At 69.5% G+C, this 23,521-nt stretch carries 24 protein-coding genes; 10 read left to right on the top strand and 14 right to left on the bottom strand.

What is annotated here, in order from left to right; translation table 11 throughout:
* Positions 1–126: 126 nt before the first annotated feature.
* Positions 127–1,164, top strand: coding sequence for an adenosine deaminase (add, locus tag ACWGIC_RS24025; protein WP_452078188.1), 1,038 nt, complete (start codon positions 127–129; stop codon positions 1,162–1,164).
* Here the strand turns inward: add and ACWGIC_RS24020 are convergent.
* Positions 1,139–2,032, bottom strand: coding sequence for a helix-turn-helix domain-containing protein (locus ACWGIC_RS24020; protein WP_452078187.1), 894 nt, complete (start codon positions 2,030–2,032; stop codon positions 1,139–1,141). The two genes, add and ACWGIC_RS24020, sit on opposite strands and share 26 nt — an antisense overlap.
* A gap of 102 nt (positions 2,033–2,134) precedes the next feature.
* Here ACWGIC_RS24020 and ACWGIC_RS24015 point away from each other — a divergent pair, with 102 nt between their 5' ends.
* Positions 2,135–3,040: an MBL fold metallo-hydrolase gene (locus tag ACWGIC_RS24015; protein WP_452078186.1), complete on the top strand. Its 906-nt coding sequence runs from the start codon at positions 2,135–2,137 to the stop codon at positions 3,038–3,040.
* A 14-nt stretch (positions 3,041–3,054) separates the two neighbouring features.
* Positions 3,055–4,371, top strand: coding sequence for a carboxylesterase/lipase family protein (locus tag ACWGIC_RS24010; protein WP_452078185.1), 1,317 nt, complete (start codon positions 3,055–3,057; stop codon positions 4,369–4,371).
* Positions 4,372–4,374: 3 nt separating this feature from the next.
* Here the strand turns inward: ACWGIC_RS24010 and ACWGIC_RS24005 are convergent, their stop codons facing one another.
* Positions 4,375–5,157, bottom strand: a complete 783-nt coding sequence (locus tag ACWGIC_RS24005; RefSeq protein ID WP_452078184.1) for an AraC family transcriptional regulator — start codon at positions 5,155–5,157, stop codon at positions 4,375–4,377.
* A 158-nt stretch (positions 5,158–5,315) separates the two neighbouring features.
* Between ACWGIC_RS24005 and ACWGIC_RS24000 the strand changes: the two genes are divergently transcribed.
* From ACWGIC_RS24000 to ACWGIC_RS23990, 3 genes are read left to right on the top strand one after another with little or no spacing between them, the layout of a single operon-like run.
* Entirely contained in the window at positions 5,316–5,906 is a 591-nt protein-coding gene (locus tag ACWGIC_RS24000) for a nuclear transport factor 2 family protein (protein WP_452078183.1), read from the top strand.
* Entirely contained in the window at positions 5,903–6,550 is a 648-nt protein-coding gene (locus tag ACWGIC_RS23995) for an O-methyltransferase (protein ID WP_452078182.1), read from the top strand. The genes ACWGIC_RS24000 and ACWGIC_RS23995 overlap by 4 nt, the downstream gene beginning before the upstream one ends.
* A 1-nt stretch (position 6,551) precedes the next feature.
* Positions 6,552–7,310: an SDR family NAD(P)-dependent oxidoreductase gene (locus ACWGIC_RS23990; RefSeq protein WP_452078181.1), complete on the top strand. Its 759-nt coding sequence runs from the start codon at positions 6,552–6,554 to the stop codon at positions 7,308–7,310.
* A 3-nt stretch (positions 7,311–7,313) separates the two neighbouring features.
* Here the strand turns inward: ACWGIC_RS23990 and ACWGIC_RS23985 are convergent, their stop codons facing one another.
* A complete protein-coding gene (locus ACWGIC_RS23985; protein ID WP_452078180.1) occupies positions 7,314–7,895 on the bottom strand; it encodes a hypothetical protein in 582 nt (193 codons plus the stop codon).
* 192 nt (positions 7,896–8,087) lie between these two features.
* Here ACWGIC_RS23985 and ACWGIC_RS23980 point away from each other — a divergent pair, with 192 nt between their 5' ends.
* Complete coding sequence (locus ACWGIC_RS23980; RefSeq protein WP_452078179.1) at positions 8,088–9,314, top strand: MFS transporter; 1,227 nt, start codon at positions 8,088–8,090, stop codon at positions 9,312–9,314.
* 67 nt (positions 9,315–9,381) lie between these two features.
* On the top strand, positions 9,382–10,170 hold the full coding sequence (locus tag ACWGIC_RS23975) for a hypothetical protein (RefSeq protein WP_452078178.1): 789 nt from the start codon (positions 9,382–9,384) through the stop codon (positions 10,168–10,170).
* A 4-nt stretch (positions 10,171–10,174) separates the two neighbouring features.
* Here ACWGIC_RS23975 and ACWGIC_RS23970 read toward each other — a convergent pair whose 3' ends face one another.
* Positions 10,175–10,573: a PaaI family thioesterase gene (locus ACWGIC_RS23970; RefSeq protein WP_452078177.1), complete on the bottom strand. Its 399-nt coding sequence runs from the start codon at positions 10,571–10,573 to the stop codon at positions 10,175–10,177.
* A gap of 31 nt (positions 10,574–10,604) precedes the next feature.
* Between ACWGIC_RS23970 and ACWGIC_RS23965 the strand changes: the two genes are divergently transcribed.
* Positions 10,605–11,186, top strand: coding sequence for a TetR/AcrR family transcriptional regulator (locus ACWGIC_RS23965; RefSeq protein WP_452078176.1), 582 nt, complete (start codon positions 10,605–10,607; stop codon positions 11,184–11,186).
* Between the two features lie 4 nt (positions 11,187–11,190).
* On the opposite strand, the gene ACWGIC_RS23960 is transcribed toward ACWGIC_RS23965, so the two are convergent.
* The 10 genes from ACWGIC_RS23960 to ACWGIC_RS23915 form a co-directional block, all read right to left on the bottom strand.
* On the bottom strand, positions 11,191–11,787 hold the full coding sequence (locus ACWGIC_RS23960) for a TetR/AcrR family transcriptional regulator (protein ID WP_452078175.1): 597 nt from the start codon (positions 11,785–11,787) through the stop codon (positions 11,191–11,193).
* Between the two features lie 848 nt (positions 11,788–12,635).
* Positions 12,636–13,739 (bottom strand): LysR family transcriptional regulator, encoded by a 1,104-nt coding sequence (locus ACWGIC_RS23955; protein WP_452078174.1) that lies wholly within the window; start codon positions 13,737–13,739, stop codon positions 12,636–12,638.
* A 74-nt stretch (positions 13,740–13,813) separates the two neighbouring features.
* Complete coding sequence (locus tag ACWGIC_RS23950) at positions 13,814–14,884, bottom strand: hypothetical protein (protein WP_452078173.1); 1,071 nt, start codon at positions 14,882–14,884, stop codon at positions 13,814–13,816.
* Between the two features lie 36 nt (positions 14,885–14,920).
* Positions 14,921–16,621, bottom strand: coding sequence for an ABC transporter substrate-binding protein (locus ACWGIC_RS23945; protein ID WP_452078172.1), 1,701 nt, complete (start codon positions 16,619–16,621; stop codon positions 14,921–14,923).
* A complete protein-coding gene (locus tag ACWGIC_RS23940) occupies positions 16,618–17,571 on the bottom strand; it encodes a LysR family transcriptional regulator (protein ID WP_452078171.1) in 954 nt (317 codons plus the stop codon). Before ACWGIC_RS23940 ends, ACWGIC_RS23945 begins: the two co-directional genes overlap by 4 nt.
* Positions 17,564–18,574, bottom strand: coding sequence for an ABC transporter ATP-binding protein (locus ACWGIC_RS23935; protein WP_452078170.1), 1,011 nt, complete (start codon positions 18,572–18,574; stop codon positions 17,564–17,566). The genes ACWGIC_RS23940 and ACWGIC_RS23935 overlap by 8 nt, the downstream gene beginning before the upstream one ends.
* Complete coding sequence (locus ACWGIC_RS23930) at positions 18,574–19,566, bottom strand: ABC transporter ATP-binding protein (RefSeq protein ID WP_452078169.1); 993 nt, start codon at positions 19,564–19,566, stop codon at positions 18,574–18,576. Before ACWGIC_RS23930 ends, ACWGIC_RS23935 begins: the two co-directional genes overlap by 1 nt.
* Positions 19,563–20,528, bottom strand: a complete 966-nt coding sequence (locus tag ACWGIC_RS23925; RefSeq protein WP_452078168.1) for an ABC transporter permease — start codon at positions 20,526–20,528, stop codon at positions 19,563–19,565. Before ACWGIC_RS23925 ends, ACWGIC_RS23930 begins: the two co-directional genes overlap by 4 nt.
* Positions 20,525–21,565, bottom strand: coding sequence for an ABC transporter permease (locus tag ACWGIC_RS23920; RefSeq protein ID WP_452078167.1), 1,041 nt, complete (start codon positions 21,563–21,565; stop codon positions 20,525–20,527). The genes ACWGIC_RS23925 and ACWGIC_RS23920 overlap by 4 nt, the downstream gene beginning before the upstream one ends.
* Positions 21,566–21,772: 207 nt before the next feature.
* Positions 21,773–22,732: a GlxA family transcriptional regulator gene (locus ACWGIC_RS23915; RefSeq protein ID WP_452078166.1), complete on the bottom strand. Its 960-nt coding sequence runs from the start codon at positions 22,730–22,732 to the stop codon at positions 21,773–21,775.
* Positions 22,733–22,853: 121 nt separating this feature from the next.
* Here ACWGIC_RS23915 and ACWGIC_RS23910 point away from each other — a divergent pair, with 121 nt between their 5' ends.
* Entirely contained in the window at positions 22,854–23,504 is a 651-nt protein-coding gene (locus ACWGIC_RS23910) for a DJ-1/PfpI family protein (protein WP_452078165.1), read from the top strand.
* Positions 23,505–23,521: the final 17 nt, after the last annotated feature.

The raw sequence follows: 23,521 nt of genomic DNA, 5'->3' as shown, positions 1-23,521 counted from the left end.
GTGGACCCGTGCCGGAGTTCAAGCTGCCGCTCTACGGAGCCGACCTCGACCGTGGCGACCTCGCTCCCTGAGTCGTCCCGGTTTTTCCTTTCTCCGCCGCCTTTTCACTCTCCAGGGAGCCTTCTCATGCCCGGCGAAAGCCTGCGCGCGTTCATTCATGCCCTGCCCAAAGCCGAACTGCACGTCCACCTTGTCGGATCAGCCAGCGTCGACACCGTTCTCGCCCTCGCCCGCCGCCATCCGGAAGCGGGCGTGCCCGCGGACCGCGCGGAGCTGGAACAGTTCTTCGCGTTCCGCGATTTCGCCCATTTTCTCAAGGTCTACTGGGCCGTGCAGTCGATGCTGAAAGACCGCCACGACATCCGCGCGCTCGTGATCGGCCTCGCCGCCGAACTCGCCCGCCAGAACGTCCGCTACGCCGAAGTGACTGTCACGCCGTACAACCACGTCATCGACGGCATGCCGGGCGACGAACTTCTCTCCGGGCTCGTCGAGGGCCGCGCCGTCGCGAAGGCGGAGCACGGGGTGGAATTGGCTTGGTGCTTCGACATTCCGGGGGAGAAGGGCGTCCGCGCCGGACGGGAGACCGCGGTGTTCGCGCTGCGGGAGCGTCCGGACGGGCTGGTCAGCTTCGGTCTCGGCGGCCCGGAGATCGGTGTTGGCCGAGCGCAGTTCGAGCCGTTTTTCACCGCCGCGCGCGAGGCGGGCTTGCACAGCGTGCCGCACGCCGGGGAAACCAGCGGCCCGGCCACGATCTGGTCGGCCGTGCACGACCTCGGCGCGGAGCGGATCGGCCACGGCACCAGCTGTGCGGCGGACCCGGCGCTGCTGGCTTATCTCGCCGGACACCGGATCCCGCTCGAAGTGTGCCCGACGTCGAACGTCCGGACCCGCCAGGTGCCCTCGATCGCCGCCCACCCGGTCCGGCGCATGCTCGACCACGGTCTCGTCGTCACCCTCAACACCGACGACCCGCCGATGTTCGGCGCGACGCTGGAAGGCGAGTACCTGGCGGTGGCCACGACGCTCGGTTTGCAGGCGGCGGAGGTGGCGGCGCTGGCGAAGAACGCGGTGGAAGCTTCGTTCCTGGACGCGGCGGCCAAGGCGGCGATGCTCGCGGAGATCGAGCTGGCGACCGTCAGCGAAGCGAGCGCGGAGGTTTGACCGCTTGAGGCGGCGAGTCGGGTGCGCGCTGATGCTTCTGGCCGCTGATCTGCCGCAGCAACGTCAACGCTTCCTCTGAGGCCGACCCCGCCGGAGTGGTGCACACGATCAGCACCTGCTCCGGCGACCGGGCCACCGACAGCGTCTGCTGCGTCACCGTCACCCGGCCGACCAGGGGATGCCGCAGTTCGTACGAGTCGGCGTCGCACGGACCGACCCGGTGATCCCGCCACAGCGAGACGAACTCCGGGCTCTTCATCGTCAGCTCGCCGATCAGCTCGGCCAGCAGGGGGTCGTCCGGATGCTTCCCGACGGTGACGCGCAGGTTGCCGACCACCGCGCGGGCCTTGCGTTTCCAGTCGGCGTACAGCTCGCGGCAGTGCGGGTCCAGGAACAGCATCCGGCTCAGGTTGGGACGCTGGGCCAGGTCCAGGTGCCCGGCCAGCAAAGCGTGTCCGAGGGTGTTCCACGCCAGGACGTCCGTCCGGCGGCCGAGCACCAGCGCGGGGACGCCGTCGACCGCGCGGAGGAGGTCGCGCGTTTCGTCGGCGAGCTTCTCCGGGCGTGGACGGCGCGGCTGGGGCGTGCGGCGGGCCGCTTCGGCGAGCCGGTCGAGGTGGGCGCGTTCGTGGGGGTCCAGGTGCAAGGCGCGGGCGATCGCGTCGAGCACCTCGGTCGACGCGCCGCGGGAGAGGCCCTGCTCCAGCCGGGTGTAGTACGAGACGCTGACTCCGGCCAGTTGCGCCAGCTCCTCCCGGCGCAGGCCCGCGACCCGGCGGCGCGGACCGAGGTCTCGGAGCCCGACGTCCGAGGGACGCAGCCGGGCGCGTCGCGCGTGCAGGAAGTCTCCCAGCGGGCCAGCGGTCATGGCTTCCACTATCCGCCGCGTGAGATATCAGTGCCACACCCTGCGCGGGGTAGGAAAACGCGGGAGTGGTCCGGGCGTTCCGGGCCGCTCAGGCTCGGGGGCATGGACGAGATCATTCTGGGCGACGTCACGGTCGCCCGCGTCAAGGAGTTCCGAGGTTCGGTCGAGATGAGCCCGGCCGAGTTCTTCCCGGACAGCCCGGCGGGCTCGTGGGACGAGCATCGCGGCTGGCTGGCCCCCGATTTCTGGGATCCGGAGACCGGCGACTGCCAGTCGGCGATCCAGTCCTGGCTGCTGCGCAGCGAGGGCCGCACGATCCTCGTCGACACCGGCGTCGGCAATCACAAGGACCGGCCGTACGCGCCGCTGTGGAGCCGCCTCGACACCAGCTACCTCGACCACCTCGCCGCCGCTGGTGTATCACCCGAGGACGTTGATGTCGTCGTCAACACTCACTTGCACATCGACCACGTGGGCTGGAATACCAGGCTCGACGGCCGCACCTGGGTGCCGACCTTCCCGAACGCCACGTACCTGATGCCGGCGCGGGACTTCGAATTCTGGAACCCGGCCAATGAAAACGAGTCCGTGTTCGGACGCGGGAACCAGAACGTCTTCGAGGACAGCGTCGTCCCGGTGCACGAGGCGGGCCAGGTCCGGCTGTGGGACGGGACGTATCGGATCGACAAGAATTTGCGTCTCGACCTCGCGCCGGGGCACACGCCCGGTTCGTCCGTGCTGAGGCTGGATTCCGGCGGCGACCGGGCGCTGTTCGTCGGCGACCTGGTGCACACCCCGTTGCAGATCGCGGAGCCGGAGACCAACTCCTGTTTCTGCGAGAACCCGGCCGAGGCCCGGGCGACCCGGCGCGCGCTGCTCGGCCAGGCAGCCGAGGACAACGCGCTCGTCTTCCCGGCGCACTTCCCCGGTTCGGGGGCGGCGGAGGTCGAGCGGGACGGGACGAAGTTCGCGATCACGAAGTGGGCCGGGTTCTCCCGGATCTCCTGAAGGAAGTGATTCTCGTGTCTCCGCAGGAAAATCCGGTGGTCGAGACCGCGGCGGGCGCTGTCCGCGGCCTTCGCGACGCGGCGGGCGAACTGTACCGGGCCGTTCCCTACGCGGCGGCCCCGATCGGCCGCGGCCGGTTCGCTCCGCCCGAGCCGCATCCGGGCTGGCCGGGAGTCCGCGACGGCACCCAGCCGTCGCCGACCGCTCCGCAGCCCGGCCGCGACTTCGGCCGTCTCGACCTGACCCCTTACTTCGGGCCGGGCTGGGTCCCCGGCGAGGAATATCTGACGGTCGACGTTCGTACGCCAGCCGCGGACGCTGGCAACCGTCCGGTCCTGGTTTTCGTGCACGGCGGCGGGTTCGTCACCGGCTCGACCCGCGCCGCGCTTTACGACGGCAGTGCCTTCGCCCGGGACGGAGTCGTCCTCGTGACGGTGAACTACCGTCTCGGCATCCCGGGATTCCTTGCCCTGGAAGGCGCTCCGGACAATCGCGGGCTGCTCGACGTCCTCGCGGCCCTCCGGTGGGTACGTGATTCGATCGCCGCGTTCGGCGGAGATCCGGGGAACGTCACGGTGTTCGGGCAATCCGCGGGAGCCACGCTCACCGGTGCGCTGCTCGCGACGCCGGAGGCCGAGGGGCTGTTCCGGCGCGCGATTGTCCAAAGCGGAAGCGGTACGGGCGCGTTCACTCCGGAGCAGGCGCACCGGGTCACCGCGGCTGCGGCTGCGGCCTTGGGCGTTGAGCCGACTGCAACGGCGTTCGGTGAGATCTCAGACGAGAGGTTCCTGGATACCTTGCCCGCGCTGGCCGGATTGGACCTGAGCACCGCCACCGCGGCGGATCCGCTCGCTGGGCTCAGCCCGTTCAGCTTGGTCCTGCCGGTGCAGCCCGCGGACAGTCTGGTCGGCGGTGTCGACCTGATGATCGGCACGAACACCGAGGAGGGGCGGCTTTACCTGGTGCCGCAGGGAAAACCGGACGACCGCGCCGAGGAGCTGGGCGAGGTGCTGTTCGGGGCCGGCACTGCTCGCATGGCACAGGCGCACGCTGAGATCTCACCGGGCCGCACTTATGTCTATTCGTTCGGCTACCGCTCGACCGCCTTGGACGGACGGCTCGGTGCCGCGCACACCGTCGAGCTGCCGTTCGTCTTCGATCTCGCTGAACGACCCTGGCTGCACGGCGACACCGGACTGCTCGGCCCGGACGCCGCTCCGGCCGGTCTGGCGGAGGAGATGCACGGCGCGTGGGTCGCGTTCGCGAGGACTGGAAACCCGGGCTGGGCGGCGTACGACGAGCAGGCTGAGGTGCACCGTTTCGGCGGCTGACGGTCACCGGGCCGTTCTCGCCTGACGCCGAAGCCCGGCCTGATAGCTCCCCGGGGTCTGGCCGAGGATCGCGGCGAAGGTTTCGATGAAGCTGGTCGGGTTGGCCCAGCCGCAGCGCAGCGCGGTGTCGGTGACCGAACGGCCCTGCCCGAGATGCACCAGTGCGTGCTGGATGCGCAGCTGGGAGCGCCACTGCGAGAAGCTCATCCCCAGTTCGACCCGGAACAGGCGGCTGAGCGTCCGCTCGCTGGCCCCCACCTCCCGGCCGAGTTCGCCGAGCGTGGCGGTCTCGGCCGGGTTGCCGCGCAGGAGAGCGGTGACCGCGCGGAGGCGGTCGTCGGCTGGTTCGGGCAGGTACGTCGGCTGCTCGGGGAGTTCGGTCAGCTCGTCGACCAGCACCCGGAGCAGCCGGTCGCCGGCCTCCGGCGGCAGGATCGCGCCGCCGGTCAGCTTCATGACCGCGGCGCGCAGCAACGCGGAAACGGTGAACACGGTCGGGGTGTCGGGGAGCGCGGAGCACAGCTCGGCGGGCACGTTGAGGATGCTGAGCTCGGTCTCGCCGTAGGCGCGGTGGCCGTGCTCGAAGCGCGGCGGAGTCCACGAGATGCGGTCCGCCGGCGCGACCCAGGTGCCCCGCTCGGTCGTGGTGGCCAGCAGCCCGTTCGCCGCGTACAGCAGTTGTCCCTGCGCGTGCTGATGCGCGGCGACCCCTTCCCCGTGGGCCAGCGACCAGCGGCCCTGGACAGGATCGTCGCCCGACCAGCAGAAGTGGCGGAGTTTCGGCATCAGCTCCGAGGATACCGGCGATCGGCCGGGCAGTCCCGCAGACGATCTTGGCGGGATACCGGTATCCGCTGTCCGGCGGGCGGTGGCAGCGGGTCCTTCGCCGGGCGGACGCTGGTTGAGCAGCGTCTTCGTTTCCGCCCGAGAAGAGGAGGTTCCTTGTGCCGGAAGAACTCCGCACCGCCGACCGTCAGGCGATCACCGATCTGATGACCGGCTGGATCCATCGCGACCGGCAGGACTGGGACGCCCTGGCGAGCCTCTTCCACGAAGACGCGACCCTGACGATCCTGTGGTTCTCCGGTCCGGCCAAGGAGTTCGTCGACGGATCGCGTCAGATGAGCGAAGGACCGTTGCGCAGCAAGCACTTCATCGGCACCCCGGTCATCGAGGCCGTGGGAGACCGCGCCTTCGTGGAGACCAATGCGATGCTCGTCGCCGACCACCGTGAGCTGGGAATCGGCGTGACTGTCCACAATAGATTCCTCGATCGGGTCGACCGCCGCGACGGCGTTTGGCGCATCGCGCGCCGCGATTCCGTCTACGACATGGGCGGCTTCACCTATCCCTATGGAATCCGTCCCGCTGACGGCCTCGATCCGCATCGGCACCCGCGCGAGTACGCCGCACTGGCCTATCTGCTGGAACACAGTGGACACCAGGTGCCCGCTACCTGTCCGACCCGCTTCAGCGCGCGGGAAAAAGAAATCATCGAAGAAGCCCACGCCTGGTTGACGGGAGTCTCCGCATGACCGAGGTCCACCGTCCGCTCCGCGATCCGGTCGTCAACGCCGTCCTCGACAAGCTCGTTGCCGCACAACAATATCCGGCTGACGACCCGCGCTCCGGCCTCGAACGCGACCCGCACGAATACGGCGAATACGGTTTCTCGATCTCTCCGGACCAGGGCGACCTGATCTATCTGTTGTGCCGGGGCATTCGCGCCACCCGGACTGTCGAATTCGCCACCTCGGTCGGCAGGTCGACGCTCTACGCGGCGGCTGCGGTGCGCGACAACGGGGGAGGCACGGTGATCGGCGCGGAGCTGGTCCCGGCCAAGGTCGCCGCGGCCCGCCGAAACCTGGCCGAAGCCGGATTGTCCGACTACGCCGAAATCCGCGAAGGCGACGCCCGGGACACTTTGCGCGATCTCGGCGGCGAGGTCGACTTCGCCCTCATCGACGGGTGGCTGGGCGTTGAACCGTCGCTCGCCCGCGAGGTCATCGAGTTCGTCGCGCCGCAAATCCGGATCGGCGGTTACGTCCTGAACGACAACGCTGAACCCGATTTCCTGGACTATGTCCGCGATCCGGCCAACGGTTTCGTGTCGGTCTCGCTGCCTTTGCACGGTGGCACCGAACTGTGCGTCAAGGTGGCCGAGCGGCAGGCATCCTGAGATGGGCAATCTCAACGGCAAAGTCGCCCTGGTCACCGGTGGCAGCCGGGGCATCGGCCGAGCCATCGCCGAACGACTGGCCCGGGACGGTGCCCTGGTCGCGGTGCACTACGGCAGCAACGAGGCAGCAGCACAAGAAACGGTCGCCGCCATCACCGAGGCTGGCGGACGTGCCTTCCCCGTGCGTGCCGAACTCGGCGTCCCCGATGATGTCTCTACCCTCACCGCTGCTTTGGACGCGGGACTGAACGGGCGCGAGGACATCGACATCCTGGTGCACAACGCCGGTCTCTATGTCCTGCGGCGGCCGATCGAGGTCCTCGCCCCGGAGGAATTCGACAAAATGTTCGCGGTCAACGTCAAAGCGCCGTTCTTCCTGACCCAGAGTCTCGCGCCCCGCCTGCGCGACGGCGGACGGATCATCGCCGTCTCGTCGGTCGCCACCCGGGTCGCCGCACCGGACGGCATCGCCTACCCGATGACCAAAGGCGCGCTGGACGTGTTCAGCCGAACTCTGGCGCAGCACCTGGCTCCCCGTGGCATCACAGTGAATTCCGTCGGAGTCGGCTACACCCGGACTGACATGACTGCGAGGCTGCTTGAGATACCAGAGCACCGGGAGCGCACCATCAGCCGGACCGCGCTCGGCCGCGTCGGCGAGGCCGGGGACATCGCGGACGCAGTCGCCTTCCTGGCCTCCGAGGACGCCCGCTGGATCACCGGGACGAAACTCGACGTCTCCGGCGGGGTCGGCTTGTAGCGGTCACGAATCCGCGGGTCCGAGCTCCAACGGCGCGGCCGACCCGCTGGCGAGCAGCTGCTGGTGGGTGACGGCATGGTCGAGCTGTCTTGCCAGATGCGGGACGTTCGCCGAGGTCAGATAGGTCTCCGCGCCGGCGTCGAGCAGCCGCCGGACCGGGCCGTGATAGCTGACGCCCAGCTCCGCGTCCTCCACCTCGGCGAGGACGACCCGGGCCTTCGGGAACTTCGCCCGGAGACCCCCGATCAGCTGCGGGCTGACTGGCGGCACGAGCAGCACGTCGGCGGTGGCCGGCGCCGAGTGCAGGTCCAGCACGAGGTAGTCGGAGCCGAGTTCGGCGGCCAGCGACGTCCGGGCCGAGGCCGACAGCTTCATCGCGGTGGCGACCACCGTCACGTCGGCACAGCCGGTTCGCGACGGTTCGGGCCGGGAGCTGGTGCTCGCGATCATCGCGACCGGCTTGCCGTCCCTGGTGAGGACCAGGGGTTCGCCCGGCCCGAGGGCGTCGATGAGATCCACGACGTCGCTGGGAAGACGACTGACGTCGATCTGCCGCGCACCCGGCACGGCTCGCTCGCCAGTCATGACCGGGCCGATCTGCCGGACGCCTCACCGGAGCCCGGCGGCTCGAAGCGGACGGCGGGCACAAGCGGTGGCGTCGTCATGGAACTCGATCATCCCACAACCGCGGCACCGCTGTCCGGTCCTCCGCGGGCGCTATGGGTGATGGCGTTTTCTCGCCAGCGCTCCCCGCCCCGCGCTTCCTACGCTCGGCCCGTGCATTCAGATATCACTCCGCGCCTTCGAGGCTCGGTCGTCGGGTTCGTCTCGCTCGCCGCCGCATTGGGCACCGCGGCCATCTACCCGTTGCAGCCCGCGATCGCCGAGGTCGGCGGTGCGCTCGGCGCCTCGCTCGGCTCGGTCGGCGTCGCACTGGCCTGCGGGCCGGTCGGCTACCTGTGCGGGCTCGCGCTGCTGGTGCCGCTCGTCGACCTGTTCCCGCCGCGATACGTCTTGGCCGCGCAGTTCGCTGCGCTCGCCGCCGCGCTGGGGGCGAACGCGATCGTCGGCCAGGTGTGGTTGCTCGGCCTGGTGCTCGGCGTCCTCGGCGCGTGCTCGTCGGTCGGCGCCGGATTGAGTTCGGTGACCGCCCGGCTGGCGAGCCCGGACCGGCGAGCTACCGCACTCGGGATCGTCACCGCTGGTATCTCAGCGGGGATCCTCGCGGGCCGCATCGTCGGCGGCTGGCTGGCCGACTTGATCGGCTGGCGCGCGATGCTGGGCGTTTTCGCCGCCAGCTGCGCGGTGGTCGCGGTCGCGGTGCTGCTCGTGCTTCCTTCGGTGACCGGTTCGAACAACCGCGGCTACCTCGCCACACTGCGCTCGATTCCCGGGCTGTACCTGCGTTATCCGGCTCTCCGGCTCGCGGCGGTCCGCGGCACGCTCTGGTTCTTCGCGTTCTGTGCGGTGTGGTCCGGGATCGCGGTCGCCCTGTCGAAGCCGCCCTTCTCGTATTCCGCCGAACGCATCGGGCTGTACGCTTTCGCTGGAATACTCGGCATCTTCGCCACCCGGATCGCGGGCGCGTGGACCGATCGCGTGGGCGCCCGCCGGGTCATCCTCTGCGGTCTTGGCCTCGCTGGTCTTGCCAGCGCGGTACTTGCCGTCGCTCTGCCGAGCACTGTTTCGACGCTGCTCTGCCTGGCATTGTTCGACGCGGGTCTTTTCGCTGCCCAGGTCGCGAATCAGAGCACGGTTCTGGCGATCGAGCCAAGCGCGCCGGCACGGTTCAACAGTGCCTACATGATGGTGTATTTCGCTGGAGGAAGCCTCGGAACCGCATTCGGCGCGACGGCGACCGAGCGGATCGGCTGGCCGCTGACGGCGTTCGTCACCGCGGCAGTGATCGTGGGCGCGGCTGTCGTCACCTTGCTCGCTCGCTCCCAGAACACGAGTGCCGGACATCTCCCGGAGGACGCGGAATCGGTTGCGGCGCGGAGTTAGGAACGCACCCCGCGCGCGGCACGTCTGATAGCCGTATCCGCCGTCCGCGCCTGGGAAGGACCCCTTGATGAACGACGACTCGCCCGAGCAGGTCAACGGCTGGGAACTCTCCCGGCACGATCGGGTCGAGGCTTACCGCAAACGTCTGGCCAACAATGTCACGGTCGCCGCGACCTGGGACGACGGTCTCGGAACCGGCCGGGTGGAGGCCTACGTCGAACCGGCCGGGAGCGGACGAACCTTGAGCCGGAGCCGCAAGGACTTCCGCGACAAAGAGGCGTTCTGGACCGCTGCGCACTCCGTAGCCGAGATGGCCGCGAATCTGCCGTCACTGGGCCAGGGACACGAAAGCCCCGCCGAGACAGTGCTGTTCGGGGACGTCGCGGGGACCGTCGAAGCGGAGCCAGGCAGCGCCGGAGTTCCGGAAGCGGAGCTGACGTTCACACTGCTCGACGGCCGCAGCGTGACCCTGCGCTTGACCGACGAGCAGGCGTTCGACCTGTGCCGCCGCATCGAGCGGCTCGAGGACCATGTGTGGTCCGAAGAAAGGGAGGAAGCCGAGCCCGCTGCGGGTCCCCAGACCGTCGCCGAGGTGCCGGACGCGAGCGAGATCCAGTCGGGTCCGGACACCGGCCACGACGTGGTCAGCCTCCTGGACACGCGGTTCGGGGTCACCGAGGACTGCCTCATGGCCCACGTCGACTGGTCGGCTGTGATCGTCGTCGGCGAATCCGCCGTCAGCTCCTTGATCGAGCGGGGCGACGAGCTGATCGCTGCGGTGCGGCCGCGCTGGCAGCCCGCGGTCGTCGACCGGCCGGGGGAGCGGTGGGTCGTGCTGCGCCGCGCGCTGAACTGACGCTTTAACGCCCCGGGCGCAGATAGGTCAGCGTGTGGTGGGAGACCTGCCGCCCGGCCTGGTCGGTGACTGTCGCGGTGCCGTAGATCGTCCGGCGTCCGGTCCGGGTCAAGGACGATTCGCAGGTCAGGTCCGACCTCGCGGCGCCGAGGAACGCGGTGGTCATGTTGACGGTGACGGCCGGTTCGTCGGGGCCGACGGCGGAGAGGATCGCGATCCAGCAGGTGACGTCGGCGAGCGTCATGGCGCAGCCGCCCTGCAACACGTCGCCGGGGCGGAAAAACTCCGGCCGGGCCGGCAAGGAAAGCGTCGCGACCCCCTCCCCGACGGAGTCCACCGTGAAACCCCACCACGGCCCGAACGGGCTGTTGTCGATGATCTCCTGAGCCCGCACCGTATCCATTCCCAGAAACCTAACATGATTAGGTATGTGCATGCGGAGAACGAACGAGGAGCGGTCCCGGACCACCCGCCACGACCTCGTCACGGCCGCGCGCCGGCTTTTCGCCGAAGAGGGTTACGCGGGCGCCTCGCTGGCCCAGATCGCCGCCGAGGCGGGAACCACCACCGGCGCGGTTTATCACCACTGGGAGAACAAGCAGGAGCTGTTCCACGCCGTCGTCGAGCAGGTGCACGCCGATCTGCATCGGGTGCTGCGCTCTCGGTCCGGCGGCACGGGAACGCCGTCCGACCGGCTCAAGGCGTCCGGCTCGCTCTTTCTCCGGCGGTGCGCGGACCCGGCCGTGGGACGGATTCTTCTGGTCGACGGCCCGTCCGTGCTGGGTCAGGAAAGGTGGCGGGCCCTGGACGAACAGTGGTGGCGCGAGCCGACCGTCGCGCTGCTGCGCGAGGCAGGCAGCTCCGGAGGCGGTCTCGAAGAACTAGCGATCGCTTTGCTGGGATCGCTCACCGCACTGGGGCAGGAGATCGCCGCCGATCCGCGTCCGGCGCGGATCCGCCGATGCCAGCTGGTCTATCGAACGCTGGTAGATGCGGTATCAGCTCAGGCTGATTGAGATATCACGAAGCGGCGAGAAGAAGCGCGGCCTGCACCGCCTCCTCGATATGCGCGTCCACTGTCCTGCCGTGCCGCAGTGCGTTCTCGGCCAGCTTTTCCAGTCCTCCGAACAGGATCAGCGCGCGGACCCGCGACAGCGGAACACCTCCGGACTCGCGGAACGCGGTGCCGGCCGAGATGGCGCGGGCGACGTCGACGTACGCCTCGTGGTTCAGATCGGCGGAGATCGGGGCGTCCAGCAGCGGGACGTCGCGGATGTAGCTGAGCATGACAGCGGGCCGGGCGTCGACCACTCCGAGCCAGGCCGTGACGAGCTGGCGGAGTTGCGTGTGCCAGGGCGCGGTGCGGTCGACGGCAGCGGACACCTGCGCGGTTCCCGTTTCGGCCGCTTCCGCGAGCAAGGCGAGCAGGCACGCTTCCTTGGAATCGAAATGCTCGTAGAAGCCGCGGCGGGAGGTGTGCGCCCGGCCGACGAGGTCGCCGATCGTGATCTTCGGGAACCGTTTTTCCGCCAGCAGCGACTCCAGCGCGCCGGTGAAGCGGCTCCGGTAGGCGCCGGGACGCTCAACGGGCGTTTCCGGCTCAGCAGCGCGTGACACCGCGCGGGTCCTTCCTGTCCGCGGTTGTCCCGCGATTCTACCAGTCCGGAGCGGCCGGTATTCCGGAACGGAGGCCGGATATTCGCCGAATTCCCGGAGGAAAGAGAACGGTGGCATTCGGCGGTGTCGCTTGGTCTGGGTGGCAGCAAACGATGCGACGCTCCGGGATCGGCTACGCCATCTCAGTGACGTCACGGAAAGACGTTTGTCCGATTGCGGGTACGTTCGGTAGTGTTTGTTTCAGCGTCGGATTGGGGAGTCGAGCGCTAGGGGGATTCAGGTGTTTTCACCGCTTTTTTTCGCGCCGCGCAGGAGATCGCGCGCTCGCGGCGGTCTGTGACAGGGCAGCTTTCACCGCGGTTCAACGGCTTTGCGGCGGCTGCGCGCGTTCGCGGGTTCCCCGATCGGCCGCGTGCCCGACGGAATGGTTCGGCGCACGGCGTTCCGGCGGCGTCGGGGCCGAGGGGGCTGGTCCCGTCCGGCATTGCCGTGCGCCGGAGGTAAACCTGAGTGGTTTTCGTTTCGGGGGCGCTCGGGGGAAAAGAATGGGAAATCATGAAAATGGGGGCTGCGTCTCTGAAGATCGCCGGGGTGGCTTCGGTCGCGGTCGTCCTGCCCGCGGGAATTTTTTCGGCCGCGAATGCCGCGCCGTCCGGAGGCGGCGGTACGCCTCGGCTGGGCCCGCACCTGCTTTGCGCAATACCACCCCAACGCGTGATCATGGCCTGACGTCGCGGGCATGGTCACCACGATGCGGTGCCGGGCCAACGGAGTCCCGGCACCGCGTCTCCACCGCAGCGAGCACGCGTCAGCGGCGAGAGCGAGCTAGCCGTGCTCGGGCAAGCCGATCATCGTGGCGACGCACGGCGAGGCAATGGCTGAACGATGTTCTCCGGTGGCGGATCGTTCCGGACTTCGGGCGGAGCCAGCACCGGCCGGAGCGCTGCCGGTTGCGCTGAAGCACAGCCAGGCTCGTCGATAGGCGGCAGAATCTCCGCCGGATCCGCGCACACGCCGCGGATCACGTCCGCGACCCGGAGCAGCAACCCGAGCCGCGGGTGATGCGGCGGCCAGGCGATCCCGATCTCCCTCGGCGAGACGATCTCGCTCAGCGAGAACCGCGTGACACCGGGATGGCGTTGTCCCAGCGCGAGCTGCGGCACGATCGAATACCCGACGTCAGCGGCGACGAGCGGTTCGACGACGTGGATCTTGTCCGTGCCGAAGACCCAGTTCGGTTCGATGCCCTGCCGGCGGAGTTCGGCGGCGACCTCGAGCTGTTCGCTGGTCAGGCACACCATGGGCAGGCCGCGCAGGTCCGCCGGGCGGACCCGGGGCACGGCGGCGAGCGGCGCTCCCCTCGGCGCGAGGAGGATGAACGGATCGCTGAACAGGCCAAGGCCGTGCGCTTCCCCGCTCTGCAGCGGAAAGATGACGAACGCGATGTCGATTTCCCCGAAGCGCAGCAGTTCCTGCAGGCGGACGTCGTCGTCGACCTCGACGGGTTTGATCCGGCAGGGCAGGTGCTGGGTGCGCGTCGCGGCCAGCACCAGCGGCATCACCCGCACCGCGACGCTGGAGAACACGCCGATCCGGACGGTCGGTTCGCGGCCGTCCCGCATGTCCTGCACGTGTCTCGTCGCGGTGCGGAGGATGACCTGCACCTGTTCGGCGGCGTTGACCAGGACGATCCCGGCCTCGGTGAGCCGCACCTGGCGTTGTCCGGACATCCGGCGGACCAGCACGACGCCGAGCCGGCGTTCGAGCGAGGCGATGCGCTGGCTGACCGCGGGCTGGCTGCAGCCGAGCGCCACCGCCGCGGCCGCGAAGGAGCGTTCGTTGGCGACCGCGTAGAGCGCTCTCAGCTGCAACAGGGTGAGACGGCCGCCGTCGGACCAGATGGCGTCCAGCACAACCCGGCCGAGCCGGTTCCGTCGTTCCGCGCCGATCATGTGCCGACCTCCTTGCCGGGGGTGGTGCCGCGCGCCGGAAGCTCAGAATCCCGGCGGAGATAAGGGAAACGGGCTCATCGGGTTCCTCCGGCGAGGCAGAACGCGGCGGCGAGATCGATCGTGCTGGCCAGGTCGGCGAGATCGGCCACTTCGCCGGAGCTGTGCATGTGCCGGAGTGGGATGTTGATGACGCCGCACCGGATCCCAGCGGCGACAGCTGCCATGGCATCGGCGTCCGAACCGCTTTCGTCGCCGTAAGCCTCGATGGTGTAAGGGATTCCGAGTTCTTTGGCCAGCTTGCGCAAGCTGCGCGCCATGGGTTCGTCGGTGACGGCTCCGCGGCCGATCGCCGGGCCGGAGCCGAGCCGGTGGTCGCCGGTCTTGTGCTCGATGCCGTCCTCCGGGATGTCGCTGGCGAACGTGGTGTCGATCGCGAGCGCGAAATTCGGTTCCGTCGCGTACACGGCTCCCATCGCGCCGTGGTAGCTCGTTTCCTCGCGCACGCTGGCGACGACGGAGATCTCGGCGGTGACCGACGCCGCGGCCGCCGCGCGAGCCGCTTCGAGGACGGCCAGCGCACCGAGCCGGTTGTCCAAGGCGGGTGCGGCGATCCGGCCGTTGCGCAGGCTGACCGGGGACGCGCCGAGCACCACCGGGTCGCCGACCGTGATCACCGATTGCGCGTCGGCTCGGCTGGTGGCTCCGATGTCGATCCACAGATCGGCCAGTTTCGGCGTCGAATCCCCGTTGTTCAGATGCGGCGGCGCGGTTCCGATCACGCCCGGCACCCGGCCGTCTTCGGCGAGGACCACGACGTGCTGGCCGTACAGGATCGCGGCGTCCCAGCAGCCGATGCTCACCGCCCACAGCCGTCCGGCGTCGTCGATGTGGCTGACGCTGAGCCCGATCTCGTCGATGTGCCCGATCAGGGTGATCCGCGGGGAGCCGCCCGGATTCACCACCGCGTGCCCGCTGCCGAGCGGATCGACGTGCACTTCCGCGAATTCCTTCGCCAGGTCGGTCCAGGCGCGCACCGGTTCGTCCTCGTAGCCGGACGGCCCGCGCGCGGCGAGCAGCGGAAGGAGACGCTGGCGCAACGTGGCGGCGTCCGGGGCGTATCGCGGGGAACCGTCGGGGTTCGGCATGCCACTCCTTTGCGGAACACGGGTTTTCCGGGCGGGTCAGCGCAGCCAGGCGACGCCGGGCAGGAACCCGTACTGGGCGCTGAACCGGTAATTGCCGAGCCGCGCCGAGGTGAAATCGATCCATTTCGGCACGTACATGGAGACCCACGGGGCCTGGTCGGTGACGGCGCGGTCCACCTCGGACCACAGCGCGTTCGCCGCGTCCGGGTCGGTGTTGGCGAGCCGCAGGGCTTCGGTCATCCGGGCGTCGACGGCCGGATCGCAGAAGCCGCCGACGTTCGGGCTCGCGTCCGAATTCGGCACGAACGCGGCACAGGACGTCAGCACCTTCAGGAAATCGCTCGGCGCCGGATAGTCCTGGGACCAGTCGGTCAAGGCGACTTCGACGTGGTTTCCGGAATTCTGGACGAAGGGGTATTGCAACCCTTCGTCCATCGGTTTCAGGGTCGCCCGGTAACCCAAATCGGTCAGCAGCGTCTGCATGTATTCGCCCATCGCGACATGCATCCGGTTGTTGCCCGGCACCACCGAAACCGCGGCCCCGGCGGTGCCGGATTCCGCGATCAGCCGTTTCGCTTTCGCCAGGTCAGGACCGCGCCACGGGCCGAGCCCGTTCGGTGCCGGATCGCGCGTCCACGGGCAATACTGCTGGTAGCCGGGGATTTTCGGCACCAGCACCTGGCAGGTCGGGATGGCCAGTCCCGGACCGCCCGCCTGCAGCACGGCCGAATTGCGGTCGAACGCGTAATTGAGCGCCTGCCGGGCCTTGAGATTGTCGAACGGCGGGATCCGGGTGTTCAGCGCCCAGTACCAGACGTGCCCGAGCTGGTCGAGATGCAATTGCTCCGGATGGTCGACGCTGATTTCGTTCAGCCGGTCCGGCGGCGGCTGGTCGACCGCGAGATCGGCCTGGCCGTTGATCACCGCGGTGATCTGGTCGGTCGGTTCGAGGCCGAATTTCTGCACGATCTGGTCCGGATACCCTTCCGGGGCGGCCAGCGGCGACCAGGAACGGAAATACGGATTGCGTTTCAGCACGACCCGGTCGGTCGGATCGTAGCTCGCCCAGTAGTACGGCCCGGTCGAGCGCAGTTTGGACACGTCGGAGCCGACGTCGGCGGGCGGGGTGTCCGCGGGCAGGATCGACGCGAGCGGCTGGCCGAGCTGCTGGGGGAGTTCGGGATCCGGTTCGGTGAGGGTGAACGTGATCTTGCGGGTCGCGTCGTCGATCGCGATTCCGGCCGACAGATCGCAGGTTTCCGGGGTGTCGAGGCATTCCTTCGCGCCGGCGAGCACGTCGAACTGCGAGGACGTCGTCGGCCCGTGCACCTTGAACATCCGCTCGAAGGACGCTTTGACGTCCTTCGGCCGGACCTCGCGGCCGTCGCTGAACCGGATCCCGGACCGCAGGGTGAAAGTCCACTTGAGACCGCCGACGGTGGGTTTCGGGATTTCGGTGACGAGATCCGGGGCCACGTGCTGGCCGGTTTCCGGCCCGGATTTGGTGAACGCGGTGAGCCCGTCGTAGGTCGCGGTGAAAAGCGTCCAGGACGAGGTCGAGAAGTTGACCAGCGGATCGGCGGTGCCGACGTTGCCGGACGACAGCAATACCTCCACGCCGCCCTGATGTCCGCGGTCGCCGGGCGCGACCGACGCCAGGTCCAGCGTGTCGTCCACCGCGCAGCCGCTCGCGGCGAGGAGCACCAGGGCCGCGAGCACGGCCGGTTCGCGTCTCATCGCGCCGTCCCCTCGCCGTCGACCGGAGGCAGGATCTCCGCCGGCCGGGCGCAGACCCGCTGGATGACGTCGATGACGCCGCGAATGAACGCCAGTCTCGGGTGGTAGCGCCGCCAGGCGATGCCGACGGTGCGCGCCGGGACGGTGCCGGCGAGAGAAATCCTTCGCACGCCAGGGGTTCGGCCGCCGAGGGTGAGCCGGGGCACGGCGCCGTAGCCGAGGCCGGCGGCGACCATCGCCTCGACGGCGTGGTTGGTTTCCATTTCCAGCACCCAGTTCAGCTCCGCGCTCGCCGCCGCGGCCCACGCTTCCATCGGGTCCCGCTGGCCGCGCAGGCCGATCAGCGGCAGACCGGCGAGCCGGCCGGGTTCGACCGGCTCGACCGGTGCGCTGTCGGCGGGCGCGAGCAGCACGAACGGGTCGGCGAGGAGTTCGGCGGTGAGCAGCGTGGGGTCGGCGATCGGCAGTTTCACGAAGGCGAGGTCGACGTCCCCGTTGCGCACCAGCCGGGACACCTCGGTTTGCTGGTCCAGTTCCACCAGTTCGATCCGGTAGTCGACCGGCTGCCGCCGCAGCGCGGCCATCATCGGCGGGATCACCCGCTCGCTCGCGCTGGTGAACAACCCGATCCGGACGGTCGCGTTCAGGCCCTTGCGGATCGTTTCCACCTGGCTGACCGCGGCCGAGAGGATCCCGCCGACCTGTTCCGCGGCGGCGACCAGGGTGTCGCCCGCTTCGGTGAGCGACACCCGGCGCTGCTGCCGGGACCGGTGCACCAGGAGGACCCCCAGCCCGCGTTCCAGGCTCGCGACCCGCTGGCTCACCGCCGACTGCGTGCAGCCGAGCGCGGTCGCGGCCCCGGCGAACGAACCGGTCGCGGAGATCGCGATCAACGCCGCGAGTTGCGGGAGCGTCGGACGGGCGGACTGGTCGGTCTCGGCGCTAGTCATCGCGAGCGGCCTCCGGTCCGGCCGGTGTCGTCTGGACGGCCGGCTCAAGCGGATGGTGACAGGCGACTTCGTGGCCGACTGTGTCCCGGTTCAGCGCCGGTTCCGCGGTACGGCAGACGCTGGTGGCGCGCGGGCAGCGCGGGTGGAACCGGCAGCCGCTCGGCGGGTTGAGCGGGCTCGGCACGTCCCCGGCCAGCGTGGTTTCCCGCCAGTCCGAACCCGCCGCCGGATCCGGGATCGGCACCGAGGCGAGCAGCGCCGCGGTGTAGGGATGCCGGGGCGCGGCAAAGATCTCACCGGCCGGGGCCTGTTCGACGATCCGGCCCAGATACATCACCGCGACCCGGTCGGAGGTGTGCCGGACGACGCCGAGATCGTGCGCGATGAAAACGTAGGTGAGGCCGAACCGGTCCTTGAGATCGTCGAACAGGTTCAAGATCTGCGCCTGGACCGAGACGTCGAGCGCGGACACCGGCTCGTCGGCGACGACGACGCGCGGCCGCAGCGCCAGCGCCCGCGCGATCACCGCGCGCTGCCGCTGGCCGCCGGACAGCTCGTGCGGGAACCGGTCGCCCAGTTCGGCGGAAAGCCCGGTCAGGACAAGGAGTTCGGCGATGTCCGCGCGGGTCGCCGGCAGGCGGTGCACGCGCAGCGGTTCGGCGACCGAATCGCCGATCCGGCGGCGGGGGTTCAGGCTGGCGTACGGGTCCTGGAAGATCATCTGCACCGAACGGCGGACCGGACGTAGCCCGCGCCGGCCGGTCCGGCTGATATCTCTGCCGTCGAAACTGATGGAACCGCTGCTCGGCTGGTACAGCCGGACGAGACAGCGGCCGAGGGTGGACTTGCCGCAGCCGGATTCCCCGACGAGACCGAGCGTTTCGCCGCGCCGTACGGACAGCGAGACCCCGTCGACGGCGCGCAGCCTGCCGGGACGGCCCAGCCGGTTTCGCCGTACTGGGAACCATTTGACCAGGTCTGTGGTGCTGAGCAGCTCAGGCATCAGGCGGTTCTCTTTTCGTCCGGGACCGGCGTGTGCCGCAGCAGGCAGGCGTCGAAATGCTCCAGGGCCGACGGCAGGAGAGCAGGCCGCTGCCGGACGCATCGCGCTTCCGCGTCGGGGCAGCGCGGTGCGAACGCGCAGCCGGGTCCGAGGTCGGCTGCCAGCGGCGGCAGCCCCTTGATGGAGGGCAGCCGGGCGGGCCGGGGCGCGTCCAGCCGGGGAATCGAGCCGAGCAGCCCGACGGTGTAGGGATGCCGCGGCCGGGCGAACAACTGCGCGGTCGGCGCCTGCTCGACGATCCGCCCGGCGTACATCACCTGCACCCGCGACGCGATCCCGGCGAGCACGCCGAGGTCGTGCGTGATCAGCACGACGCTGGTGCCGGTGCGGGCGCTCAGGTCCCGGATGAGGCGCAGGATCTGGGCCTGCACCGAGACGTCCAGCGCGGTGGTCGGCTCGTCGGCGATCAGGACGCCGGGGTCGCAGGACAGCGCCATCGCGATCATCACCCGCTGCCGCATGCCGCCGGAGAACTGGTGCGGATAATCCCGCGCCCGGGCGTCCGGGCTGGGGATGCCGACGAGGTCGAGCAATTCCACCGCGCGGCGGAGAGCGGCTCGTTTGCCGCTCCGCCGGTGCTGGCGTATCTGTTCGGCGATCTGCCATCCCACGCGGTGCACCGGGTTCAGCGACGTCATCGGGTCCTGGAAGATCATCGCGATCCGGTCGCCCCGGTAGGCGCGCAACCTCTTCGCGGGCAGGGCGAGGAGGTCCTGGCCGTCGAACAGCACCCGGCCGCTGACGATCGCGTCGCCCTCGCGGAGCAGGCCGAGCAGCGCGAGCATGGCGACCGTCTTGCCGGACCCGGATTCGCCTGCCACGCCGAGGGTTTCGCCTTCGGCCAGTTCGAACGACACGTCGTCCACCACCCGCACCAAGCCGTCCGGCGTGCGGAACTCCACGGTCAGGCCTTCTGCGGACAGGGTCGTCATCGCACTCGGATCCTTGGGTCGAGGGCCGCGTAGCCGAGGTCGACCAGGAGGTTCACCAGCACGACGGTGAACGCGCCGTACAGCGTCACCGTCATCAGCACCGGCAGGTCGAACCGGCTGAGCGAGTGGAAGGTGAGATTGCCGACCCCGGGCAGGCCGAACACCTGCTCGGTGAGCACCGCGGCCCCGCCGAGCATGGCCCCGAGGTCGAGGCCGAACAGGCTGACGAACGGGATCAGCGAATTCCGCAGCACGTGCCGGAACAGCACCCGGGATTCGGAAAGCCCTTTCGCCCGCGCGGTGAGCACGAAATCCGACCGGTCCGCCTCGATCAGGTCGGCCCGCAGCACGCGCGCGTACAGCCCGGCGGTGCCGATCGCCAGTGTGATCCACGGGAACAGCAGCTGGCCGAACCATTTCAGCGGATCGACGTTGATCGGCGTGTAGCCCAGTTCCGGCAGCCAGCTGAACACGCTGGTGTGCAAGGAGCCTTGGGTGAGCAGGTTGACCACGCCGCCCAGCCAGAACACCGGCAGCGACATGCCGACCAGGCCGAGGCCCATCAGCAGCGGATCCACCGCCCGGCCGCGGAAGACCGCGGCGAGCGTGCCCGCCCCGAGCGCGAGCAGCAGCCAGATCACCGCGGCCCCGCCGACGAGCGACAGAGTGACCGGGATCGTCTTGGCCACGCGGGAAAGCACCGGGCCGCGATCGGTGTAGGACACCAGATCCCGGTCTATGACCAGGCGCTTCATCATCTCGAAATACTGCGCCGGCAACGGTTTGTCGAGGCCGAAATCGGCCCGGATCTGCGCGATCACCTGCGGGGTCGCCTGTTTGCCCGCGATCTGCCGCGCCGGGTCGACGCCCGGGGTTTTGAAGAAGATCAAGAACACCAGGACGCTCACCGCGAGCAGCACCCCGGCCGCGGAGAACACCCGGCGCGCCACGTAGCCGATCACCGGGCACGCATCCGCGGCCCGGCCTTCGGGTCGAAGGCGTCCCGGATCGCGTCGCCGAGGATGTTCAGCACGCACACGGTGAGCGCGAGCAGCGCGCCGGGCACGATCGCCATCAGCGGCCGGTTGCGCAGCAATTGCGTGCCGTCCTCGATGATCGTGCCCCAGCTGGCGGCGGGCGGGTGCACGCCGATGCCGAGAAACGACAGGCCGGACTCCAGCAGCATCGCGGTCGCCGCCATCAGCGGGAACAGCACGAGCACCCGGGACAGCACGTTCGGCAGGATCTCCCGGCGGATGATCCGGCCGTGCCCGGCGCCGTAGGAGGTGGCCGCGCCGACGTAGTCCGCGGCGCGCACGGACAGCACCGCCCCGCGCACCGGTCTCGCGACATAAGGCACATACACCACACCGATAATCAGGACCGGCAAGGCGAGACTGCCGGAACCGACCCGGACGAAACCGAGGCTGATCCCGGACGCGAAGCTGATCGCGGAAATCGAAATCGCCAGCATCAGCACCGGAAAAGCCCACACGACGTCCAGGATCCTGGACAGCAGGCCGTCCACGACGCCGCCGACGTACCCGGCGATCAGCCCGACCACCAGGCCTCCGGCGCAGGCGAGGAGGCCGGCGAGCACTCCGATCACGAGGGTGTTCCGGCCGCCGTACAGGATCCGAGCGGCGACGTCCCGGCCGGAGCCGTCCGCGCCGAGCAGGAAATGCGCCTGGCCGGTCGGCCCGATCGGCAGCACTCCGACACCCTGGGACGCCGGTTGCAGCAGCGGCACCGCGGTCCCGTCGTCGAGCACGGTGGTGCCGACCGGGTCGGCCACGAACGGATCGGTGCCGGAGATCTGGCTGGCGTACAGCGGCGCGAGCAGGCACAGCACGACGATCAGGGCGAGGATTCCCGCCGACACCAGTACCCGGGAGTTCGTGAGCAAAGCCCGGAGTCCGCGGCGCCACGGCCCGCCGGCGGACTCCGGTCCCGCTCGCGTGCCGAAGGCGCCCGGCCGCGCAGGATGGGGCTCGGTCACCTGGCCACCCCCTCGGGTTTGCCGTCCTGTCGGCAAAAGCTAGAGAAGGTTCAGGTTTTTCGGCAAGAAGACCGGCATCGCATTCGATAAGTCGGCCTAATGTGTTTTCTCAGGAACCGTTGTGCGGTCCCGCTCGTGCCGCGCACGGGGCGGCTGCCGCGATGCCCGCCAGGCAACGCGCACCGCCCCCGCCGCGGAGAGAAAACCTCAGCGGGCTGACCTGTGCGGGCCCGCCCGGAACACTTTCCGGTAAGCGCCGGGCGTGACGCCGACGACCTGGCCGAACTGGGAACGGAAGTTGCTCGTCGTAGGGAATCCGGTCTGGGCGGCGATCCGGTCGACGGTGTAATCGGTGGTTTCGAGCAGTTCCTGCGCTTGCCGGAGGCGCACCCCGGCCACCCACTGCATCGGGCTTTGCCCGGTTTCTTCCTTGAACCGCCTGGTCAGCGTGCGCACACTCAGCCCAGCCGCGTCGGCGAGGTCCGCGAGCGCGAGGTCCCGGTACGCGTTTTCCTCGATCCACGGCAGGATCCGGCCGAGCGTCGTCGGGCGGCTCGGCGCGCGGTTGCGGACGATGTATTGCGCCTGCCCGCCGGGCCGGTGCAATGGCGCGACAGCGAGGCGGGCGGCATCGGCCGCGACGGCGGTTCCGTAATCGGTCTGGACGATGTGCAGGCACAGATCGATTCCGGCCACCGCGCCCGCGGAGGTGAGGATTTTCCCGTTGTCGGTGTAAAGCACGTCTGGATTCACGCGGACGGCCGGATATTTTCGCGCGAATTCGCCGGCGGCGAGCCAATGCGTGGTCGCGTCCCTGCCGTCGAGCAATCCCGCTTCGGCGAGCGTGAACGCTCCGACGCAGATCGACGCGATTCGCGTGCCGCGGCCGGCGGCCGCCCGCAAAGCTTTCAGGACGGCCGGCGGCGACGGCCGCAGCGGGTTGTTCCGTCCGGGCACCACGACGAGGTCGGCGCGCTGGAGCGCGTCCAGGCCCTCGTCGACCGCCAGCCGCAGCGGGCCTGCCTCGACCTCGCGCTCCGGACCGGCGACGACGGTCCGGTACCCCGGGCGGCCGTCCGGGAGCCGGACCCGCCCGAAGGTCTCGATCGGCGTGGCCAGATCGAAGGGGATCGCGTCCGGGATCGCGAGCACCGCTGCGGTGTACATCCCTGCAGGATAAGGCATCGGCCGTTGGCCAGATATGAGCGGAAGCTGTCTAGATAGCCACTGTGAAGATCACCGCCGATGGTTTTCGATGGACGAAAGCGTCCAGCGAAAGGAACCTCCCATGCTCCGGGCCCAGTTCGTGCTCTTCGACGGGTTCGACCCGCTCGACGTCATCGCTCCGTTCGAGGTGCTGTCGGCCGGAAACGGCTTCCTCGGCGGCAAGCTCGCCGTGGAACTCGCAAGCGCGCACGGCCCCGGCGTCGTGCGCTCCGGCACTCCCGGGCTCGCCCTGACCGCGACCGCCGCGTTCGACCCGGACGCACCCGGCTACGTTTTCGTCCCCGGCGCGTCGGGTCCGGTGGACGGCGATCCGGACGACGGCGTCGAAACCATCCCGGTCCTGTTGTCGCGCTTCGCGTCCGGGGACGCGATGCCGCTGATGCGCCGGGCGTTCGACAACCCGGACAGCACGGTCGTGACCGTCTGCGGGGGTTCGCTCGCGCTGGCGATGGCCGGTCTGCTCGACGGCCGGACCGCGACCACCCATGTGCTCGGCTTCGACCTGCTCGACGCGACCGGGGCGAACGCCGTCCGGGCCCGCGTCGTGGACGACGGCGACTTGATCAGCGGCGGCGGCGTGACGTCGGGTCTCGACGTGGCTCTCTACGTGCTGGAGCGCGATTTCGGTTCGCACCCCGCGCATGCCGTCGAGGAGCTTTTCGAATACGAACGCCGCGGCACCACCTGGAAAGCTCTGGCCGCGCAATCCTGAAGGGAAATACGTGCACA

It is taken from the genome of Amycolatopsis sp. NPDC054798 (genome assembly GCF_053611505.1).
The sequence above is the reverse complement of the archived record's forward strand: the minus strand, read 5'-3'. Positions and strand labels throughout refer to the sequence as shown.

Excerpts from the sequence above, each read along its gene's own strand:
- add (WP_452078188.1), top strand. The coding sequence starts at position 127 with ATGCCCGGCGAAAGCCTGCGCGCGTTCATTCATGCCCTGCCCAAAGCC.
- ACWGIC_RS24020 (WP_452078187.1), bottom strand. The coding sequence starts at position 2,032 with ATGACCGCTGGCCCGCTGGGAGACTTCCTGCACGCGCGACGCGCCCGG.
- ACWGIC_RS24015 (WP_452078186.1), top strand. The coding sequence starts at position 2,135 with ATGGACGAGATCATTCTGGGCGACGTCACGGTCGCCCGCGTCAAGGAG.
- ACWGIC_RS24005 (WP_452078184.1), bottom strand. The coding sequence starts at position 5,157 with ATGCCGAAACTCCGCCACTTCTGCTGGTCGGGCGACGATCCTGTCCAG.
- ACWGIC_RS23995 (WP_452078182.1), top strand. The coding sequence starts at position 5,903 with ATGACCGAGGTCCACCGTCCGCTCCGCGATCCGGTCGTCAACGCCGTC.
- ACWGIC_RS23990 (WP_452078181.1), top strand. The coding sequence starts at position 6,552 with ATGGGCAATCTCAACGGCAAAGTCGCCCTGGTCACCGGTGGCAGCCGG.
- ACWGIC_RS23985 (WP_452078180.1), bottom strand. The coding sequence starts at position 7,895 with ATGACTGGCGAGCGAGCCGTGCCGGGTGCGCGGCAGATCGACGTCAGT.
- ACWGIC_RS23975 (WP_452078178.1), top strand. The coding sequence starts at position 9,382 with ATGAACGACGACTCGCCCGAGCAGGTCAACGGCTGGGAACTCTCCCGG.
- ACWGIC_RS23970 (WP_452078177.1), bottom strand. The coding sequence starts at position 10,573 with ATGGATACGGTGCGGGCTCAGGAGATCATCGACAACAGCCCGTTCGGG.
- ACWGIC_RS23965 (WP_452078176.1), top strand. The coding sequence starts at position 10,605 with ATGCGGAGAACGAACGAGGAGCGGTCCCGGACCACCCGCCACGACCTC.
- ACWGIC_RS23955 (WP_452078174.1), bottom strand. The coding sequence starts at position 13,739 with ATGATCGGCGCGGAACGACGGAACCGGCTCGGCCGGGTTGTGCTGGAC.
- ACWGIC_RS23950 (WP_452078173.1), bottom strand. The coding sequence starts at position 14,884 with ATGCCGAACCCCGACGGTTCCCCGCGATACGCCCCGGACGCCGCCACG.
- ACWGIC_RS23945 (WP_452078172.1), bottom strand. The coding sequence starts at position 16,621 with ATGAGACGCGAACCGGCCGTGCTCGCGGCCCTGGTGCTCCTCGCCGCG.
- ACWGIC_RS23940 (WP_452078171.1), bottom strand. The coding sequence starts at position 17,571 with ATGACTAGCGCCGAGACCGACCAGTCCGCCCGTCCGACGCTCCCGCAA.
- ACWGIC_RS23935 (WP_452078170.1), bottom strand. The coding sequence starts at position 18,574 with ATGCCTGAGCTGCTCAGCACCACAGACCTGGTCAAATGGTTCCCAGTA.
- ACWGIC_RS23930 (WP_452078169.1), bottom strand. The coding sequence starts at position 19,566 with ATGACGACCCTGTCCGCAGAAGGCCTGACCGTGGAGTTCCGCACGCCG.
- ACWGIC_RS23915 (WP_452078166.1), bottom strand. The coding sequence starts at position 22,732 with ATGTACACCGCAGCGGTGCTCGCGATCCCGGACGCGATCCCCTTCGAT.
- ACWGIC_RS23910 (WP_452078165.1), top strand. The coding sequence starts at position 22,854 with ATGCTCCGGGCCCAGTTCGTGCTCTTCGACGGGTTCGACCCGCTCGAC.